This is a genomic window from Phenylobacterium sp. 58.2.17, from assembly GCF_026411515.1.
Taxonomy (GTDB): Bacteria; Pseudomonadota; Alphaproteobacteria; order Caulobacterales; family Caulobacteraceae; genus Phenylobacterium.
The window spans coordinates 18,834-35,310 of record NZ_JAPMTQ010000034.1 but is presented as its reverse complement, the minus strand read 5'-3'; the positions used below and the strand labels follow the sequence as shown (position 1 = coordinate 35,310).

The window sequence follows — 16,477 nt, the reverse complement described above, 5'->3', positions numbered from 1 at the left end:
GCGCCGAACGATGAGCAGCGAACTTCGCGACAACAAGGCCGAGCAGCGGTTCGAGATGACCGAGCAGGGCATGACCTCCTGGGCCGACTATCGCCTGGCGGGCGACCGGCTGTTCATCGATCATGTCGAAAGCCCGGTCCCGCTGCGCGGCACGGGCGCGTCGGGCCGGCTGATGGCGGCGCTGGCCGCCGACGCCCGCGCGCGGGGCCTGAAGATCGTGCCGATCTGCGGGTTCGCCGCCGCCTGGCTGCGGCGCAGTCACGAGTTCCGGGGCCTGTTGGCTTAGGTTCGGCCGGTCTAGGTGCGACCGGCGAGGGCCTTGATCGTATTGCCGCTGGCCTCGCACTCGGCCGACAGCCGTCGGGCGATCTCACGCACCCCGACCGGATAGGCCTCGCCGCCGTCGGCGATCTCGCCCGACAGCCGTTCGACCTCGGCCATGGCGGCTTCCAGCGCGGCGATGTGCTCGCGCGCCAGACTCCGTGCTTGAGCCTGCAGGCGGCCGATCCGGTCGGCGAGACTGGGCGCCGCCGCCGCGGCTTGATGTCCGGCCACCACGCTGAGGGCCGCTGACGCACGCATCCGATTCACCATCTGACGCTCCCAATGCTGCACAGTCCGGAAGCGCTGCTGCAGAATGCGGGCCAACGGTCAGACGCGCGAGGAGATCGCTTCGAGGGTCTGCACCTTGGCTTCGCAATCCTCGGCCATGCGGCGAGCAAGTTCGCGGACGCCCGCGGGATAGGCCTCGCCGCCGTCCGAGATCTCGGCCGAGAGACGCTCGACCTCGATCAAGGCCACGCTCAGGGCGTGGATATGTTCGCGAGCTAGGGACTTGGCTTCCGCCTGGAGCCGCCGAATGCGTTCGGACAGCTCACGGCCAGTAAGCGGCTTGGACTTGTCGGCCGAGTTGTCGGCCACCACGGAGAGCGGAGGCGTCATGGGGTGTTCCCTAGGCGGAGCATCCTGCCCGCGGCCCCCGTCGGACCGCCTCGACAGCGCTCCCCCAATCGACAGCACTACGCACGAAGCGGGGCCGTGGTTCCGGCGACCCGAAACTTAACGATAGGGGCCTGTCGCACTGTGGAGTTTGGGTGACAGGCGTGCGGTCAAGCTGGCGCCACGCTCGGTTGTTTTTCGAGCAGGTACAAGGGGTTGGCCCTATTGCCGGCCTAGCGCTTCCCCTTGCGGAACCGTTCCTGGCTCTCGGCCCGGGCCTCGGCGCGGACCTTCTTGACGACCTCGCGGTCGGCGGTCTCGCCCTCGCCGGTGAGGGCGTCGTTGGCGAACTCCAGGTCGAGCAGCTTGAGGCGCTTGATCTCGTCGCGCAGGCGCGCGGCGGTCTCGAACTCCAGGTCGGCGGCGGCCTGGCGCATCTTGCCCTCGAGGTCGCGCAGGGTGGCCTTGAAGTTGTCGCCCAGGAACGGCTTGCCGGCCTCCTCGGCGACGCCGGCCGGGACCAGCACGCGGTCCTTCTCGTAGGGGGAGGCGAGGATCTCCTTGATCTGGCTCTTCACGCTTTCGGGCGTGATGCCGTGCTCGAGGTTGTAGGCCTCCTGCTTTTCGCGGCGGCGCTGGGTCTCGGCCATGGCCCGTTCCATCGAGCCGGTGATGTGGTCTGCGTAGAGGATGACCTTGCCGTCGACGTTCCGGGCCGCGCGGCCGATGGTCTGGATCAGCGAGGTTTCCGAGCGCAGGAATCCTTCCTTGTCGGCGTCGAGGATGGCGACCAGCCCGACCTCGGGGATGTCGAGGCCCTCGCGCAGCAGGTTGATGCCGATCAGCACGTCGAACGCTCCGAGCCGCAGGTCGCGGATGATCTCGATGCGCTCCATGGTGTCGATGTCCGAGTGCATGTAGCGCACGCGCAGGCCCTGCTCGTGCATGTACTCGGTCAGGTCCTCGGCCATCTTCTTGGTCAGGACGGTGATCAGGGTGCGGTAGCCGCGCGCGATGGTGTCGCGCGCCTCGGCGATGACGTCGTCGACCTGGCTGTGGTTGTCCTTGGAGACTGGGCGCACCTCGACCGGCGGGTCGATCAGGCCGGTTGGGCGGATCACCTGCTCGGCGAAGACGCCGCCGGAGCGCTCCAGCTCCCAGGCCGCCGGGGTCGCCGAGACATTGACCGTCTGCGGCCGCATGGCGTCCCACTCCTCGAACTTGAGCGGGCGGTTGTCGAGGCAGGAGGGCAGGCGGAAGCCGTATTCGGCCAGGGTGAACTTGCGCCGGTAGTCGCCGCGGTACATGGCCCCGATCTGCGGCACGGCCTGGTGGCTCTCGTCGATGAACAGCAGGGCGTTCTCGGGGATGTATTCGAAGAAGGTCGGCGGCGGCTCGCCCGGCCGGCGGCCGGAGAGGAAGCGGCTATAGTTCTCGATGCCGGCGCAGGAGCCGGTGGCCTGGATCATCTCCAGGTCGAAGGTGGTGCGCTGTTCCAGCCGCTGGGCTTCCAGCAGCTTGCCGTTGGCCACCAGCCAGTCGAGCCGTTCCTTCAGCTCCTCGCGGATCTGGATGACCGCCTGGTTGAGGGTCGGGCGCGGGGTGACGTGGTGGCTGTTGGCGTAGATCTTGATGCCTTCGAGATCGGCGGTCTTCTTGCCGGTCAGCGGGTCGAATTCGCTGATCGCCTCGACCTCGTCGCCGAACAGGGAGATGCGCCAGGCTCGGTCCTCGTAGTGGGCGGGGAAGACCTCGATGGTGTCGCCGCGGCGGCGGAACGAGCCGCGCTCGAACGCCTGATCGTTACGCTTGTATTGCAGGGCCACCAGGTCGGCCATCAGCTGCTTCTCGTCGAGCCGCTGGCCGGGCTCGATGGTGAAGGTCATGGCGGTGTAGGTCTCGACCGAGCCGATGCCGTAGATGCAGCTGACGCTGGCCACGACGATGACGTCGTCGCGTTCGAGGATCGCGCGGGTGGCCGAGTGGCGCATCCGGTCGATCTGCTCGTTAATCGACGAGTCCTTCTCGATGTAGGTGTCGGTCCGCGGCACGTAGGCCTCGGGCTGATAGTAGTCATAGTACGAGACGAAGAACTCGACCGCGTTGTCGGGGAAGAAGGCCTTGAACTCGGAATAGAGCTGGGCGGCCAGGGTCTTGTTGGGCGCGAGGATCAGCGCCGGGCGCTGGGTCTCCTCGATCACCTTGGCCATGGTGAAGGTCTTGCCCGAACCGGTGACGCCCAGCAGCACCTGGTCCTGCTCGCGGCCCTCCAGGCCGGCGACAAGGTCGGCGATGGCGGTCGGCTGGTCGCCGGCCGGCTGGAAGTCGCTGACCAGCTTGAACCGTTTGCCGCCTTCGGACTTCTCCGGGCGGGCGGGCCGGTGCGGCTTCCACAGCATCGGCATGGCGGTTTCGTCGTAGTCGAAGCTCGCCGACATGTCGGCGACGCCGGGGCCTGGAGCAACTGAGCGGGGCATGGACGCCAAGGTAGGATCGTTCATGGCCCGATGCTAGCGGGGCGGGCGCCAGAACCTGTCAGCAGGCTGTCAGCCGGCGGGCATCGGCGGGTCGGCCGTCGGGCGGGCTGGACAACGATATGGCCGCGCATCGAGAGCCTCGACGGCGGCGTGCGGCTGTGGCCATCGTGCGGCGATGACAGAGCTTTCCGACGTCTACATCACCGGTGCGGGCGCGTACCTGCCTGGCGCGCCGATCCCCGTCGAGCGAATGGAGGACCACCTGGGCCGGATTGGCGGCCGTGACAGCCTGCTCGGCCGCCGGGCGCTGCGCTGGAACGGCGTGGAGACGCGGCACTACGCCCTCGACGCCCAGGGGCGGGCCACCCATTCCAACGCGGGCATGTGCGCCCAGGCCATCCGGGCGGCGTTGGAGGATGCCGGCCTGGGGCCGGAAGATCTGCAGTTCCTGGCCGCCGCCACGACCCAAGGCGACTATCTGGTGCCAGGTCACGCCGCCAACGTGCATGGTGAACTGGGGGCGGGGCCGCTGGAGATCGCCAGCTTTCAGTCGGTGTGCGGCTCGTCGCTGATGGCGGCCAAGGCCGCCTGGCTGTCGGTGCGGGCTGGCGAGCACAAGGTGGCGGCCGCCGGCGCCAGCGAGTTCTCCTCCCGCTGGTTCCGGCCGAGCTTCTACGAGGGCACGGCGCTGGTCGACGCGAAGGGGCGGCTGCGCGCCGAGGCGGACTTCCTGCGGTTCACGCTGTCGGATGGAGCGGGCGCGGTGGTGATGGAGCCGGCGCCGCGGCCCAAGGGACTAAGCCTGAGGGTGAAATTCATCGACCTGGTCTCACTGGCGGGTCGGTTCGATCCCTGCATGTGGGCCGGCGCCTCGGTTGAGGGGCGGACCGACCCGCTGGCGACCTGGTCCTTCACCGGACCGGCGGCGGCGCATGCTCAAGGCGCGATCGCGCTGCTGCAGGACTTCGAGCTGCTGAAGAGGGTGATCCGGGCCTGGGTCGGGGTCTATCTCGCCAAGGTCGACGAAGGGAGGATCGCGCCCGGAGAGATCGATCATCTGCTGTGCCACTATTCGGCCCGGTCGCTGCGGGAGGAGATCGTCGCGTTGCTGGAGGCGACCGACGGGATGATTCCCGAGGATCGCTGGTTCTCGAACCTGCGCAGCGTCGGGAACATCGGTGCGGCTTCCATCTGGGTGATGCTGGACGAGTTCATGCGTTCGGACCGGCTGAAGCCTGGCCAGCAGGTGCTGTGCGTCGTACCGGAGAGCGGCCGGGCCTTTGTAGGCTTCATGCTGCTGGAGGCGGTCGGGTGAACGACGTCAGTGATGTAATGCGGCGGCTGACCGTCGTCTTCACCGAGTTCGAGGGGCGGCTGGAGCAGACGCCGCTGATCCGCAAACTCACCCGCGGGCGGTTCACCCTGACGGACTACCAGGCGTTCCTCAGCGGCCTTCGCCAGCAGGTGAAGGACGGAGCGCTGTGGATGTCGCGCGCCGCATCGAACATCGATGAACAGCACCTCGAGCTGAGATCGATCCTCATGCGTCACGCCGTGACCGAGCACCGAGATTTCCGTTTGCTGGAGGCCGACTATGTGGCTTCGGGCGGCGAGCTCGCCGCGATTCAGGCCGGCGAGAAGAACATCGGGTCCGAGGCGTTGTCGGCGTGGATGTTCCACGAAGCCTCGAAGCCGAACCCCTTCGGCCTGCTCGGCGCGATGTGGGTGATCGAGGGGCTGGGGTCGATCAAGGCCGCCGAGTGGGGGGCGATGGCCCGCAAGACCCTCGACCTGCCCGAGCATGCCGTGCGCTTCCTGCTCTATCACGGCGAAAACGACGCCGAACACATCAAGGAGTTCGAGGAAATGCTGGGGCTGGTTCTGCCGGACGCCGAGACGGCCGACCGCATCGTCAAGACCGCCCGCGTGACCGCGCGGCTCTACGCGCTGCAGATCGAGGAAATGGCGGCGTGAGTGCGACGGACTTCGACCTCTCGCAGTACGATCCGCGTGACCCTGATCCGTGGCTCGCGCTCTATCTGGACCAGGGCCTGCCGATCGCGCCGGAGGCCAAGGCGGCGCTGCTGCGGGGCAATCGATCCTGGTCGCGGCGCTGGCTGTTTCCGATCGCGCGGCCGGCGGTGTTCGCCTTCTTCATCCTGGTGAAGATCCTGCGGGGGCTGTCGCCGCACCATCCGAATCTCAATGGAGTCCTGCACAGGCTGATCCATTGGGGGCTGCGCAACTTCGCGACGCCGGACGCCAATACCTTGATTCTGCGGCATTTTCATATCGGCACCGAGCTGCTGGCCTTTATCAAGGCGAACGCCGGACCGGTCGAGGTCGAGACCGTGCCTCTCAGGCCGCGCACCTTGAAGGCGCTTGAGGACAACGTCTTCCTGCAGCACGACCTCAACATCTTCAATTTCATCATCCAGCTCAGCGCCAGCCTGCGCGCGCAGGGGCGCGACCTGACGCCGGTGGAGAAGCCGGACTTTTCGATGATCTCGGACGCCCCGTTCGATCTGGCGCCGCTGCCGAGCGGTCGGCTGAACTTCGCCGACGTCCAGACGGCGATCGAGGCCTACACCCCGCTCTACGCCCTGATGCTGCCGCGCGCCGATTTCGTGCGCGCGGCGCAGTCGTTGCAGTTGGATGAGACCATCGCGATCTACATCGGCAAGATCCTTGGAACCGACTACCACATGTCGTTCGTGAAGAACGGACACCCCATGGTGCCGCTGTCGACCCTCACGGCGGGGCACAGACTTATGATGCACGGCCTCGATTGCGAGGCGTTCCATGGCTGGCTGAGATTGCTCAAGCAGCGTCAGGCGCGGGGCTTGAGCCTCGATCCGCGCAACCCTATCGGGCCGCTCAACTAGCGTTCGGCGCGCTGGGCGCGGCGTTCGAGCGCCTCGCACCTGGCGGGCGTCACCTGCGGCCAGGGGCCGGGATCGGCGCCGATGCGGCGCAGCGCCTCGTCTTCGCTGATCCGCTCGCTGGCGGCGAGTTGCTCGGCGGCGCGGTCGGCGAAGGCGCGACCCGAGCGCATGGCGCTGTCGAACTGGGCGCGGGCGGCGGCGTCCTCGCGACGGGCGACGGCGATGCGGGCCCCGCCAGTCGAGACGGTGGTGGCCTCGCGGCCCCAGGTCGAGCTCGGGAAGGCTGGCGTCGCCCGAAGATAGCGCTGCATCGCGCAGGCCTGTTGCACCCGCCAGTTCGGCGCGGCGACGGCGGGCGTAGCGAGCCCGACCGCAGCGGTCAGCAGGATGATGTGCTTCAGCATCGGCGTCAGTTTGAGATCAGAATTGGGGCGCGGCCGTGGCGAACTGCGCCTTTGCGGGCTGCAGGTTGGCATGCGCGCGCGCCGTTAACCAGATTGCGTTCGACGAACGCTGGCCGGAAACGGCGGGTGCGCGCCGCGTCAGGCGGGGAAGACCCCGCCCTCGCGGCGCGCGGGCGATCCTTTCCGGGGGGAGAGGATCCTGTCGGGAACTACTTGTCGGCCGCCTTGCTGACGACGGTGCCGGCGGCCGCGCCGGCGACTGCGCCGACCGGTCCGCCGACCACCGCGCCCGCCGCCGCGCCGGTGGCTGCGCGCTGCTCGACGTTGTGCCCGCAGGCCGCCAGCGTCAGGGCGAGGCCTGCAGCGGCGAGCAGGGCGAGGGACTTGCGCATGAGGTGACGTCTCCGCGTTCTGAAAGCTTCGCAGCGGGAACGGCGGGACCTGCTGGAGGTTCCCTGCGCGGGCTCGCGTCGTTAACGAAACCTGAAAAAAATCGCGTGCTGCGACGCAATATCCCATTGCGAATCCGTTCGGCGATGGTCATAAACCACCTCAACTTCGCCGTAGCCTGTCACTCCACGTGTAATCGACAGGCTCTCAGTCGCGCCGCCGCCAGCATGAGCAGGGGCCCCGCGACGACGATGTCGGGGGGCGGTTTCGCCCTCGCCACACGGGACACGATCTTCTTGAAATTGATAAGTAAGGCTCGCGCCGAATGGCGTGCGCCCGCATGCGCCGCATTGATCGGTTCAGGCATTGGCCTGGCCCTGGGCGCGACATACATGGCCGGCGGCTTGGCCCGCACGGCGGCCGACGACGCTCGCAACGCGCGTATCGCGCAGGCGGCGGCGGGCGGCTTCTCGGAAGCCACGCTGCAGGCTGGCGTCATGGACCCCGGGGTCCTGCGCGTCGCCAGCCGGCACGATCCGCTCAACGCCGGCGGTGCGGCCCAACGCGATCGACAGAGCGCGATCCTCACGGCGCGGCTGGAAAAGGCGCCTAGCGCCAAAACGGACATTCCGCTGCGCGGCGTGATCGACGCGGCCCTGCCGGTCGCCGCGCCGTTCCGGCTGGCCGGCGCGCTGGAGAGCTCGCGCGAGCTCGAATGCCTAACCCAGGCCGTCTATTTCGAAGCCCGCGGGGAGACCCCGGCCGGCCAGGCCGCGGTCGCCCAGGTGGTGCTCAACCGGGTCCGCCATCCGTCGTTCCCCAAGAGCGTCTGCGGCGTGGTCTTCCAGGGCGCCGGCAAGCGAGTCGGCTGCCAGTTCAGCTTCGCCTGCGACGGCTCGATGCGGCGCGGCCGCGAGGTCGCGGCCTGGAACCGGGCCCGGAAGGTCGCCTCCAAGGCGCTCTCGGGCGACGTCATGGCGTCGATCGGCGATGCGACCCACTTTCACACCACCAACGTCGCCCCGAACTGGGGCCCGCGCCTGGTGCGCACGGCCGAGGTCGGGATGCACGTCTTCTATCGCCTGGGACGTGGCGGCGGCGCCGCGCCGAAGGCGCAGGACCGTGTCTACTATGCCAGCTATGCCGCGACGCCGGCCCCGGCGTCGATCGAGGTGGCGGGCGACATGCACGCGGCGCTGATGAAGACCGAGCGCAAGCCGGACGCCGTCGGCCAGGCCGACCTGAAGCCGGAACTGCTCAAGGACGCCGATACGGCCGCGCCGAAGCTGCTGCCGATCGCGTCCCATCCGGCCAAGGCGTCGGCTCCGCGGCCCGCGCCCGAGGCCGAGGCGATGGTCGGCGACGACTGATCGCCCGGGCCGTGCGGGGCCCGTTCTCCTCGGCCTCGCCCTGCGTCATGCTCCACCCGACTGGAGCAGGGCCAGGGCGAGTCGAGCGAGGTGCGTAATGAGCGATGCGGCGGCGCGTGACGAGCTGGCCCGGGGCCTGCTCAACTGCGGTTACGAGGACCTCAATCCGGTCCAGAAGAGCGTCATCGACCTCATCGTCACCGAAACTCCCAGCCGAGCGCCGGGGCTGACCCGCGACGAGCGGCGGTTCGGCGAGCGGCTGGCCGACCGGGTCGCGGCCTTCGGCGGCTCCTGGGCCTTCATCGTCGGCTTCGGCGTCGCATTGCTGCTCTGGATGGGGTGGAACGTCGCGACCCGTTCGCAGCACCTGGCCTTCGACCCCTATCCGTTCATTTTCCTGAACCTGGTGCTCTCGACGCTGGCGGCCTTGCAGGCTCCGGTGATCATGATGAGCCAGAACCGGCAGAGCGTGACCGACCGCAAGGCGGCCGAGTACGATTACGTGGTCAATCTGCGGGCCGAACTGGAAATCCTGCGCCTCCACGACAAGCTAGACGCTCTGCGCGGCGAGGAACTGGTGACGTTGCTGATAGAGCAGGGCGACCGGATCGAACGGCTGAGCCGCGAGGTCGCCGCGCTGTCGGACGCGCGCCGCTAGGCGCGCGCGGCCCGGCGCAGGGCCTGGGGCGGCTGGCCGAAGGCGCGCAGGAACGCCCGCCGCATGCGCTCCGGATCGCCGAAGCCGGTCGCTGAGGCCACTTGGTCGATCGGGTCCGCCGAGCTCTCGACCCGCTCGCGGGCGGTCTCTAGGCGCAGGCGCTCGACCGCCTTGGCCGGGGTCATGCCGGTCTCGGCTGCGAACGCGCGGGCGAAGTGGCGCGGGCTCATCGCCGCCCGATCGGCCAACCGCTCGACGCTCAGCGGCTCGGCGAGCCGTTCGCGCATCCAGTCCAGCAGGCCAGCGAACCGGCCGCCCTGACCGCCCATCTCCAGCAAGGCCGAGAACTGCGACTGGCCTCCGGGGCGGCGGTGATAGACGACCAGTTGCTGGGCCACCGCGCGGGCCAGCTCCTCGCCGTGGTCGTCGGCGACCAGGGCCAGCGACAGATCGATGCCGGCGGTGATCCCGGCCGACGACCAGACATCGCCGTCGCGGACAAAAATCCGGTCCGGCTCCAGCCGCACCTTGGGATAGCGGCGGGCGAAATCAGGGCAGCGTTGCCAGTGGGTGGTGGCCCGCCGTCCGTCGAGCAGCCCGGCCTCGGCCAGGATATAGGCGCCGGAGCAGACGCTGGCGGTGCGCCGGGCCTGCGCCGCGGTGTTGCGCACCCAGTCGAGGGTGCGTGTGCAGATCGCCGGCCCGCGGGCGCCTTCGCCGCCGGCGACCAACAGGGTGTCGAGCGGCGCGCTGGTCATCGGCGCGGCCAGCACCTGAACGCCGGAACTGGACGTCACCGGGCCCGGATCGCGCGCCACCAGTTGCAGCGCATAGGCGCCGTGCACGAAGCGCGAAGCGATCTCGAACACCGCCACCGGGCCGGTGGCGTCGAGGATCTGGAAGTCCGGAAAGACGAGCAGTCCGACAGTGCGGGTCATGGCGTGAAACGAGGGATGTTTGTCATTTCGGCCGGAGGCTAGGTCGTGCACAGTCGGTCGTCAAATCTCCTTGGAGGCCGCATGCCCAAGCTGCAGATCGTCATCGCGCTCTATCCGGGCGTCACCCACCTCGACTTCACTGGGCCACATCAGGTGTTGTCGCGGCTGCCGAACGCCGACGTCGTGGTCGCCTCGCTCGGCGGCCAGGATATCGAGGCCGAGGGGCTGACCTTCGCCAGGCTGGCCGACCTTGCGGCGCTCGAGCGTTGCGACGTGCTGTGCGTGCCTGGCGGGCTGGGCACGACCGACGCCATGCAGGACGAGGCCTTCATGGCGCAGATCCGGCGACTGGGCGCGGGCGCGACGTACCTCACCAGCGTCTGCACCGGATCGCTGATCCTGGCCGCGGCCGGGTTCCTGAAGGGCAAGCGCGCCGCCTGTCATTGGGCCTGGCGCGAGTTGCTGGTCCCGTTCGGCGCCATCGTCGACGAAAGCCGGGTGGCGCGGGATGGGAACATCATTACCGGCGGCGGGGTGACGGCGGGCTTGGACTTCGCCTTCGTGCTGATGGCCGAACTGGCTGGCGAGACCCTGGCCAAGTCGGTGCAACTGGGCCTCGAATATGCGCCGGCGCCGCCGTTCGCCGCCGGCCGGCCGGAGCTGGCCTCGCCAGAGATCGTGGCGGCGGTGAGGGCGCGCATGGAACCGCTGGCTGGCGGCCGACGCGAAGCCGTCGAAGCGATGGCCGCCCGCCTGGAAGCGAGCGTCTAGGCTCAGGCGGCCAGGGCGCGGACCAGGGCCGAGGGTTCGAGCGGCTTGCTCAGATAACCATTGAAGCCAAGCGCCAGCAGGCGCTCGCGCTCGCCGGTCATGGCGTCGGCAGTCAGAGCGACAACCGGCAGCGCCTGGCGGCCGGCGGCGCGGATGGCCGCCAGCGTCTCGATGCCGTTCATCTCCGGCATGTGGATGTCCATCAGCACGACGTCGAAGTCGGCGTCCTCCAGCCGGGCGAGGCCTTCGGCCCCGCTGGACGCGGTGGCGACGCTGGCGCCGATGGCCTCCAGCAGGGCGCGGGCGACCTCCCGGTTGGTCGAGTTGTCGTCGACGACGAGCACCCGCAGGGCCGCCTCCAGGTCGCCGGGGGCGTCGGCGAACTCGTCCTGCGCCTCGACCTGCGGCAGCGGCAGTTCGAGCGTGAATCGGGCGCCGTCGCCGAGCCGGCTTTCGACGGTGAGATCGCCGCCCATGAGCCTGGCCAACTCGCGCGAAATGGCCAGGCCGAGCCCGGTCCCGCCGAACCGGCGCGAGATGCTGCTGTCGGCCTGGGTGAAGCCATGAAACAGGCGCGCCTGGGTCGCTGCGTCGAGACCTGGGCCGGTGTCCGAGACGGTGAAGGCGAGACCCGAAGCGGTGCGCTCGATGGTCAGCCGCACCTCGCCCGAGGGCGTGAACTTGACAGCGTTGGAAAGCAGGTTCTGCAGGATCTGGCGCAGGCGGGCGTCATCGCCGGAGACCCAGCGCGGGATGTCCGCGGGCGCGTCGCAGGCCAATGATAGGCCCTTGTCCTCGGCCGTGTGGGTCCAAAGGTCCAGGGTGCGCGCGACCGTCTGGTGCAGGTTGAACGGGCGGTTTTCGATGTCGAACTTGCCCGCCTCGATCTTGGCCAGGTCGAGGACGTCGTTGAGGATGGTCATCAACCCGCCGCCGGAACGCAGCAGGGTCTTCACGTACTGGGCCTGGCGCGCGTCGAGGTCGGTGCGGTCGAGCGCGTGGGCCATGCCGAGCACGCCGTTCATCGGCGTGCGCAGTTCGTGGCTCATCATCGCCAGGAAGGTGGATTTGGCCTCGCTGGCGGCGCGGGCTGCGCGGGTCTGTTCCTCAAGATCGCTCAGGGCGGCGTTCAACTGGCGCGAGGCGGCCACGCCGCGGGCGGCCGAGATGACCGCGTAGCCGACATAGACCATCACCCCGAGCGTCACGAGGGCCTGCTGGGGGCCATGGAAGCGGGGGAAGATCAACGGCGCGAGCAGGATGCAGAGGCCGCTTGGCGCGCCGAAGACCAGCGAGGCGAGCGGCGAGCGGTAGGCGTGGCTCATGCCGTTGAGCAGCAGGGCCGACCAGACCAGCAGGGCGAAGTATTCTGCGCCCGGGAAGTCGGTCATCCAGTAGGCGGCCCCGAGCCCGACCCAGACCCCGTTGATGGCGATGGCCGAGCCGAGATACGAGACGCGCTGAGCGCGGGTCGGAACGCCCCGAGCGTGCGGAGCGGTGGCGATCATCGTCCAGACCTCGGCGAGGGCGAAGGACGCGACCCATCCGACGGCTATGGCCGGCGACAGGGTCCAGGCGACCAAGACGGCGTACACCGCCACCGTGATCCATCGCGACGGGGCCATCCTGCGGGCCGCCCGCGCGACGCCGTCGAAGCCCTCGTCAAACTCAAAAACCGGTAACTTCATTACGCCGCCCGACCTACTAGGGCGCAGTTTGCAAAGAAAATGCGCAAAAGAGGCTTAACGCCTCAAAAGTGGTCTTCGCGTAACCGTGCTATCCAGGGGCGAGCGTCAGCGGTCCTGCGTGCGGGCGTGCACGGTGTCGACGTTCTGATGAAGGTTGCCCTGCCGGCCCTGGCTCTTGAGGTTGAAGTCGTCGCCGTGGCCGGGCGAGAAGACGCCGGTCTTGGCGTCGCGGCGGTCGCGGCCGTCGCCTTGGATGTCAGGCCGCTGCCCGCGGAAGGACCGTTGTTCCTTGGGGATCGGGGGCGCCTTGCTCATGGGAGGCTCCTTTCCGTGATCTGGAAGGAACCGCGCGAGGGCCGGCTTGTTCCCCGCTCAGACGGCGTCGAGGCCGATATCGAGCACGCTGGCCGAATGGGTGAGGGCGCCGACGCTGATCACCTGGACGCCGCTGGCGGCGATGCCGCGGACGGTCTGCAAGTTGACCCCGCCGGAGGCCTCCAGGGTGGTGCGGCCGCCGGTCATGGCGACGGCCTTGGCCAGGTCCTCAAGGCTGAAATTGTCGAGCATGATCACGTCGGGGCGATGGGGCAGCGCCTCTTCGAGCTGGGCCAGGCTGTCGACCTCGACCTCGATCTTCATCAGGTGGCCGGCCGCAGCCCGCGCCCGGCGCAGGGCTTCGCCGACCCCGCCGCAGGCCGCGACATGGTTGTCCTTGATCAGGATCGCGTCATCCAGACCGAAGCGGTGGTTGATTCCGCCGCCGCAGCGCACGGCGTACTTTTCCAGATGACGTAGGCCGGGCGTCGTCTTGCGGGTGTCGGCGATGCGCGCGCCGCTTCCGGCGACGGCCTGCACGTAGTCGCGGGTCAGGGTGGCGACGCCCGACAGCCGGCCAAGCAGGTTGAGGGCGGTGCGCTCGGCCGACAGCAGCGCGCGAGCGTTGGCCTCGACCCTGGCCAGGACCTCTCCCGGCTGGACCTCGTAGCCGTCGGCGACCTTAGCCTCGAACTTTGCGGCGGGGTCGAGGGCCAGGACCGCCAACCGCGCGCAGGCCAGCCCCGCGACCACCCCGTTCTGGCGGGCGGCGAACACAGCGGTGAGACGCGCATGCGCCTCGATGCAGGCCTGGGCGGTGACGTCGCCCGCGCGGCCGAGGTCTTCGGCCAGGGCGGCGGACACCACCGGCTGGATGAGCAGGTCAGGGATGGGAGCGATCATTCGGCGGCGAGGCTGGCGGCCGGGGAGGCCAGGTTGAGAAACGTGCGGGCCGGTGCGGCGTCGGGCGGGCCGTCGGCGCGGAAGTGGGCGCCCAGGCTGGCGGGTCGGTCGAGCGCGGCCTGGGCGACCAGGCGCGCAGCGACCAGCGGCAGGGCCGGGCCGTAGGCGGCTTCCATAGCGTTGATCAGGCTGATCAGCCGGATGAGGCCAGCGGCGTCGCGCACCACGCCGGCGTCGCGGCTCATGGCGGCGCGCAGCTCAGCCAGCGCAGCGTCCGGCAGGTCGGGGGCGGCGGCCGCGCGCAGCGGCCGGGTCTTGGGATCCTCGAACGCGGCGGCGGCGCAGCCGGCGCGGGCGCCGAACACGGCGGCTTCGAGCAGCGAGTTCGAGGCCAGGCGGTTGGCGCCGTGGACGCCGGTCGAGGCGCACTCGCCGGCGGCGTAGAGGCCGGGCAGGCTGGTCGCGCCATCGGCGTCGGTGACGATACCGCCCATGTGGTAGTGGCAGGCCGGCGCCACGGGGATCGGGTGCACGCGCGGATCCACGCCGCCGGAAAGGCAGGCGGCGAACACCGCGGGGAATTCGTCGGGGAAGTGGGCGCCGACTGCGGCGCGGGCGTCGAGGAAGGCGCCGCGACCAGCCTCACGCTCGGCATGGATGGCGCGGGCCACCACGTCGCGCGGCGCCAGCTCGGCGTCGGGATGATAGCGGGCCATGAACGCCTCGCCGGTCCCGTCGATCAGCTTGGCGCCTTCACCGCGCAGAGCTTCGGTCGCCAGCGGCGCCGGATCGCGGCCGATGTCGATGGCGGTCGGGTGGAACTGCACGAACTCCGGGTCGGCGATGGTTGCGCCGGCCAGGGCGGCCAGGGCCAGGCCCTCGCCCTTCAGCTCCGGCGGAGTGGTGGTCACGCCATAGAGGCCGCCGACGCCGCCGGTCGCCAGGATGACGGCGGGCGCGACGAACTCGATCAGCTGGCCGTCTTCCTCGGCCAGCACGCCGCGCACGCGGCCCTCGGCGTCGCGTAGCAGACCGCGCAGCCGGCAGCCGGCGCGGACCTTGACGTGCCGGGCCGAGAGGGTGGCGGCGATCACCGCGTCCATGATCGCGCGGCCAGCCTGGTCGCCCTTGACCCGGGCGACGCGGGCGCGCGAATGAGCGGCCTCAAGGCTGGTGGCGAAGTCGCCGTCGGCGGTGCGGTCGAACGGCGCGCCCAGCGCGGCCAGGTCGCGGACGGCCTGCGGGCCTTCCTGCGCGAGGATCGCGGCCATGGCCGGATCGACCAGGCCCGCGCCGGCTGCAACGGTGTCGGCCGCGTGCAGCTCGGGCGCGTCCTCGCCGCTGAGGGCGGCGGCCATGCCGCCCTGCGCCCAGGCCGATGAACAGCCTTGGCTCAGCGGGGCGCCGGTGAGGACCAGGGCCTTTCGCGGCGCGGCGGCCAGAGCTGCGGACAGCCCGGCCAAGCCGGCGCCGACGATCAGCACGCCGTCGTGCTTGATCCGCTCCACGGTCAGATCAACTCGACGTCGACGTGGTGACGGGCCTTCACCAGGTCGTAGCGGGCCGGAACCGCCGGCGGCGGCAGGTCGACCATGCGCTGGACGGCCAGGCGCGCGCGCTCGGCGATCGCCGGATCGACAGTGACCTCGAAGCGGTTGTGCAGCAGCGCCTCGTAGATGTTCTGGAGGCTGATCTTCTTCATGTGCGGGCAGAGGTTGCACGGGCGCACGAACTCGGTCCCGATCGCGTCGGCGGCGACGTTGTCGGCCATCGAGCACTCGGTGATCAGCACCACCTGCTTGGGTTTGCGCTGCAGGACGTAGTCGTTCATGGCCGCGGTGGAGCCGGCGAAATCGGACACTTCCAGCACTTCGGCTGGGCATTCCGGGTGGGCCAGGATCTCGGCGTTCGGGTAGGACGCCTTGAGCTCCAGGATGTCTTCGGCCGTGAAGCGCTCGTGCACTTCGCAGCGGCCCTTCCAGGCGATGATGCCGACGTCCGTCTGGCGCGCGACGTTGCGGGCCAGGAACTCGTCGGGGATCAGGATGACCTTGTCGACGCCCCACTCCTTGGCGACGTGCTCGACCACCTGCACGGCGTTGGCGCTGGTGCAGCAGACGTCGGTCTCGGCCTTCACGTCGGCGGTGGTGTTCACGTAGGTCACGACCGGCAGGCCCGGATAGCGCTGCTTGATCAGGCGCACGTCGGCGCCGGTGATCGAGGAGGCGAGGCTGCAGCCGGCGGTCAGGTCCGGGATCAGGATGGTCTTTTCCGGCGACAGGATCTTGGAGGTCTCGGCCATGAAGTGCACGCCGGCCTGAACGATGATCGCCGCATCCGACTTGGCCGCTTCCTTGGCCAGGCCCAGGCTGTCGCCGACATAGTCGCCGACCCCGTGGAAGATCTCGGGCGTCATGTAGTTGTGCGCCAGGATGACCGCGTTCTTCTCGCGCTTCAGGCGATTGATCTCGGCGATCAGCGGGGCGTGGAGGCGCCACTCCATCGGAGTGACGTGATGCTTCACCTTCTCCCACATGGGCGAGGTGGCGGCTTCGACAGCAGGCGTGAACGCGAATTGCGAACCGTCAGCCATTGTATCCCTCCTTATGCTCAAATTGAGCATTTCTTCGGCCTCAAAAAACGCCGCGGGATGTCTGCAGCGCCCCGTCGGCGTCCTGATTATGCTCAAAACGAGCAAAACCGATGGCTGTTGATATAGACCCGCGTCCTGGCGCGCAC

18 protein-coding genes are annotated in these 16,477 nt (G+C 69.3%); 7 read left to right on the top strand and 11 right to left on the bottom strand.

Annotation, left to right across the window (positions count from 1 at the left end):
• The first annotated feature begins 10 nt into the window (after window positions 1-10).
• On the top strand, window positions 11-286 hold the full coding sequence (locus OUA97_RS17600; RefSeq protein ID WP_267233335.1) for a GNAT family N-acetyltransferase: 276 nt from the start codon (window positions 11-13) through the stop codon (window positions 284-286).
• A gap of 11 nt (window positions 287-297) precedes the next feature.
• Here the strand turns inward: OUA97_RS17600 and OUA97_RS17595 are convergent, their stop codons facing one another.
• The 3 genes from OUA97_RS17595 to uvrB form a co-directional block, all read right to left on the bottom strand.
• On the bottom strand, window positions 298-582 hold the full coding sequence (locus tag OUA97_RS17595) for a hypothetical protein (protein WP_267233334.1): 285 nt from the start codon (window positions 580-582) through the stop codon (window positions 298-300).
• A gap of 69 nt (window positions 583-651) precedes the next feature.
• Entirely contained in the window at window positions 652-942 is a 291-nt protein-coding gene (locus tag OUA97_RS17590) for a hypothetical protein (protein ID WP_267233333.1), read from the bottom strand.
• A gap of 230 nt (window positions 943-1,172) precedes the next feature.
• Window positions 1,173-3,416: an excinuclease ABC subunit UvrB gene (uvrB, locus tag OUA97_RS17585; protein WP_416362442.1), complete on the bottom strand. Its 2,244-nt coding sequence runs from the start codon at window positions 3,414-3,416 to the stop codon at window positions 1,173-1,175.
• A 175-nt stretch (window positions 3,417-3,591) separates the two neighbouring features.
• Here uvrB and OUA97_RS17580 point away from each other — a divergent pair, with 175 nt between their 5' ends.
• From OUA97_RS17580 to OUA97_RS17570, 3 genes are read left to right on the top strand one after another with little or no spacing between them, the layout of a single operon-like run.
• On the top strand, window positions 3,592-4,731 hold the full coding sequence (locus tag OUA97_RS17580) for a beta-ketoacyl-ACP synthase III (RefSeq protein WP_267233332.1): 1,140 nt from the start codon (window positions 3,592-3,594) through the stop codon (window positions 4,729-4,731).
• A 17-nt stretch (window positions 4,732-4,748) separates the two neighbouring features.
• Window positions 4,749-5,390 (top strand): iron-containing redox enzyme family protein, encoded by a 642-nt coding sequence (locus OUA97_RS17575; protein WP_416362441.1) that lies wholly within the window; start codon window positions 4,749-4,751, stop codon window positions 5,388-5,390.
• Window positions 5,387-6,301 (top strand): DUF6999 family protein, encoded by a 915-nt coding sequence (locus OUA97_RS17570; RefSeq protein ID WP_267233330.1) that lies wholly within the window; start codon window positions 5,387-5,389, stop codon window positions 6,299-6,301. The genes OUA97_RS17575 and OUA97_RS17570 overlap by 4 nt, the downstream gene beginning before the upstream one ends.
• On the opposite strand, the gene OUA97_RS17565 is transcribed toward OUA97_RS17570, so the two are convergent.
• Both OUA97_RS17565 and OUA97_RS17560 read right to left on the bottom strand, forming a co-directional pair.
• Window positions 6,298-6,705: a hypothetical protein gene (locus OUA97_RS17565; protein WP_267233329.1), complete on the bottom strand. Its 408-nt coding sequence runs from the start codon at window positions 6,703-6,705 to the stop codon at window positions 6,298-6,300. The genes OUA97_RS17570 and OUA97_RS17565 overlap by 4 nt on opposite strands.
• A 209-nt stretch (window positions 6,706-6,914) precedes the next feature.
• Window positions 6,915-7,097, bottom strand: a complete 183-nt coding sequence (locus OUA97_RS17560; protein ID WP_267233328.1) for a hypothetical protein — start codon at window positions 7,095-7,097, stop codon at window positions 6,915-6,917.
• Window positions 7,098-7,487: 390 nt separating this feature from the next.
• Here OUA97_RS17560 and OUA97_RS17555 point away from each other — a divergent pair, with 390 nt between their 5' ends.
• On the top strand, window positions 7,488-8,465 hold the full coding sequence (locus OUA97_RS17555) for a cell wall hydrolase (protein ID WP_323690945.1): 978 nt from the start codon (window positions 7,488-7,490) through the stop codon (window positions 8,463-8,465).
• A gap of 97 nt (window positions 8,466-8,562) precedes the next feature.
• Window positions 8,563-9,123: a DUF1003 domain-containing protein gene (locus OUA97_RS17550; protein ID WP_267233326.1), complete on the top strand. Its 561-nt coding sequence runs from the start codon at window positions 8,563-8,565 to the stop codon at window positions 9,121-9,123.
• Here the strand turns inward: OUA97_RS17550 and OUA97_RS17545 are convergent.
• Window positions 9,120-10,061 (bottom strand): GlxA family transcriptional regulator, encoded by a 942-nt coding sequence (locus OUA97_RS17545; RefSeq protein WP_267233325.1) that lies wholly within the window; start codon window positions 10,059-10,061, stop codon window positions 9,120-9,122. The genes OUA97_RS17550 and OUA97_RS17545 overlap by 4 nt on opposite strands.
• 81 nt (window positions 10,062-10,142) lie before the next feature.
• Here OUA97_RS17545 and OUA97_RS17540 point away from each other — a divergent pair, with 81 nt between their 5' ends.
• Window positions 10,143-10,832, top strand: coding sequence for a DJ-1/PfpI family protein (locus tag OUA97_RS17540; protein ID WP_267233324.1), 690 nt, complete (start codon window positions 10,143-10,145; stop codon window positions 10,830-10,832).
• 2 nt (window positions 10,833-10,834) lie between these two features.
• Here OUA97_RS17540 and OUA97_RS17535 read toward each other — a convergent pair whose 3' ends face one another.
• The 5 genes from OUA97_RS17535 to nadA all read right to left on the bottom strand — a co-directional run bounded on the left by OUA97_RS17535 (window position 10,835) and on the right by nadA (window position 16,361).
• Complete coding sequence (locus OUA97_RS17535; RefSeq protein WP_267233323.1) at window positions 10,835-12,520, bottom strand: ATP-binding protein; 1,686 nt, start codon at window positions 12,518-12,520, stop codon at window positions 10,835-10,837.
• A 105-nt stretch (window positions 12,521-12,625) separates the two neighbouring features.
• Window positions 12,626-12,835: a hypothetical protein gene (locus OUA97_RS17530; protein WP_267233322.1), complete on the bottom strand. Its 210-nt coding sequence runs from the start codon at window positions 12,833-12,835 to the stop codon at window positions 12,626-12,628.
• A gap of 57 nt (window positions 12,836-12,892) precedes the next feature.
• Window positions 12,893-13,738, bottom strand: a complete 846-nt coding sequence (nadC, locus tag OUA97_RS17525) for a carboxylating nicotinate-nucleotide diphosphorylase (protein WP_267233321.1) — start codon at window positions 13,736-13,738, stop codon at window positions 12,893-12,895.
• Entirely contained in the window at window positions 13,735-15,252 is a 1,518-nt protein-coding gene (locus OUA97_RS17520; protein WP_267233347.1) for an L-aspartate oxidase, read from the bottom strand. The genes nadC and OUA97_RS17520 overlap by 4 nt, the downstream gene beginning before the upstream one ends.
• A complete protein-coding gene (gene nadA, locus OUA97_RS17515; RefSeq protein WP_267233320.1) occupies window positions 15,249-16,361 on the bottom strand; it encodes a quinolinate synthase NadA in 1,113 nt (370 codons plus the stop codon). The genes OUA97_RS17520 and nadA overlap by 4 nt, the downstream gene beginning before the upstream one ends.
• Window positions 16,362-16,477: the final 116 nt, after the last annotated feature.

What these genes read in the sequence shown, in the direction of transcription:
- OUA97_RS17575 (WP_416362441.1), top strand. Translation starts at nt 4,749, where the DNA reads ATGCGGCGGCTGACCGTCGTCTTCACCGAGTTCGAGGGGCGGCTGGAG.
- OUA97_RS17535 (WP_267233323.1), bottom strand. Translation starts at nt 12,520, where the DNA reads ATGAAGTTACCGGTTTTTGAGTTTGACGAGGGCTTCGACGGCGTCGCG.
- OUA97_RS17595 (WP_267233334.1), bottom strand. Translation starts at nt 582, where the DNA reads ATGCGTGCGTCAGCGGCCCTCAGCGTGGTGGCCGGACATCAAGCCGCG.
- OUA97_RS17545 (WP_267233325.1), bottom strand. Translation starts at nt 10,061, where the DNA reads ATGACCCGCACTGTCGGACTGCTCGTCTTTCCGGACTTCCAGATCCTC.
- uvrB (WP_416362442.1), bottom strand. Translation starts at nt 3,416, where the DNA reads ATGCCCCGCTCAGTTGCTCCAGGCCCCGGCGTCGCCGACATGTCGGCG.
- nadC (WP_267233321.1), bottom strand. Translation starts at nt 13,738, where the DNA reads ATGATCGCTCCCATCCCTGACCTGCTCATCCAGCCGGTGGTGTCCGCC.
- OUA97_RS17560 (WP_267233328.1), bottom strand. Translation starts at nt 7,097, where the DNA reads ATGCGCAAGTCCCTCGCCCTGCTCGCCGCTGCAGGCCTCGCCCTGACG.
- nadA (WP_267233320.1), bottom strand. Translation starts at nt 16,361, where the DNA reads ATGCTCAATTTGAGCATAAGGAGGGATACAATGGCTGACGGTTCGCAA.
- OUA97_RS17530 (WP_267233322.1), bottom strand. Translation starts at nt 12,835, where the DNA reads ATGAGCAAGGCGCCCCCGATCCCCAAGGAACAACGGTCCTTCCGCGGG.
- OUA97_RS17580 (WP_267233332.1), top strand. Translation starts at nt 3,592, where the DNA reads ATGACAGAGCTTTCCGACGTCTACATCACCGGTGCGGGCGCGTACCTG.
- OUA97_RS17565 (WP_267233329.1), bottom strand. Translation starts at nt 6,705, where the DNA reads ATGCTGAAGCACATCATCCTGCTGACCGCTGCGGTCGGGCTCGCTACG.
- OUA97_RS17550 (WP_267233326.1), top strand. Translation starts at nt 8,563, where the DNA reads ATGAGCGATGCGGCGGCGCGTGACGAGCTGGCCCGGGGCCTGCTCAAC.
- OUA97_RS17590 (WP_267233333.1), bottom strand. Translation starts at nt 942, where the DNA reads ATGACGCCTCCGCTCTCCGTGGTGGCCGACAACTCGGCCGACAAGTCC.
- OUA97_RS17555 (WP_323690945.1), top strand. Translation starts at nt 7,488, where the DNA reads ATGGCCGGCGGCTTGGCCCGCACGGCGGCCGACGACGCTCGCAACGCG.
- OUA97_RS17600 (WP_267233335.1), top strand. Translation starts at nt 11, where the DNA reads ATGAGCAGCGAACTTCGCGACAACAAGGCCGAGCAGCGGTTCGAGATG.
- OUA97_RS17540 (WP_267233324.1), top strand. Translation starts at nt 10,143, where the DNA reads ATGCCCAAGCTGCAGATCGTCATCGCGCTCTATCCGGGCGTCACCCAC.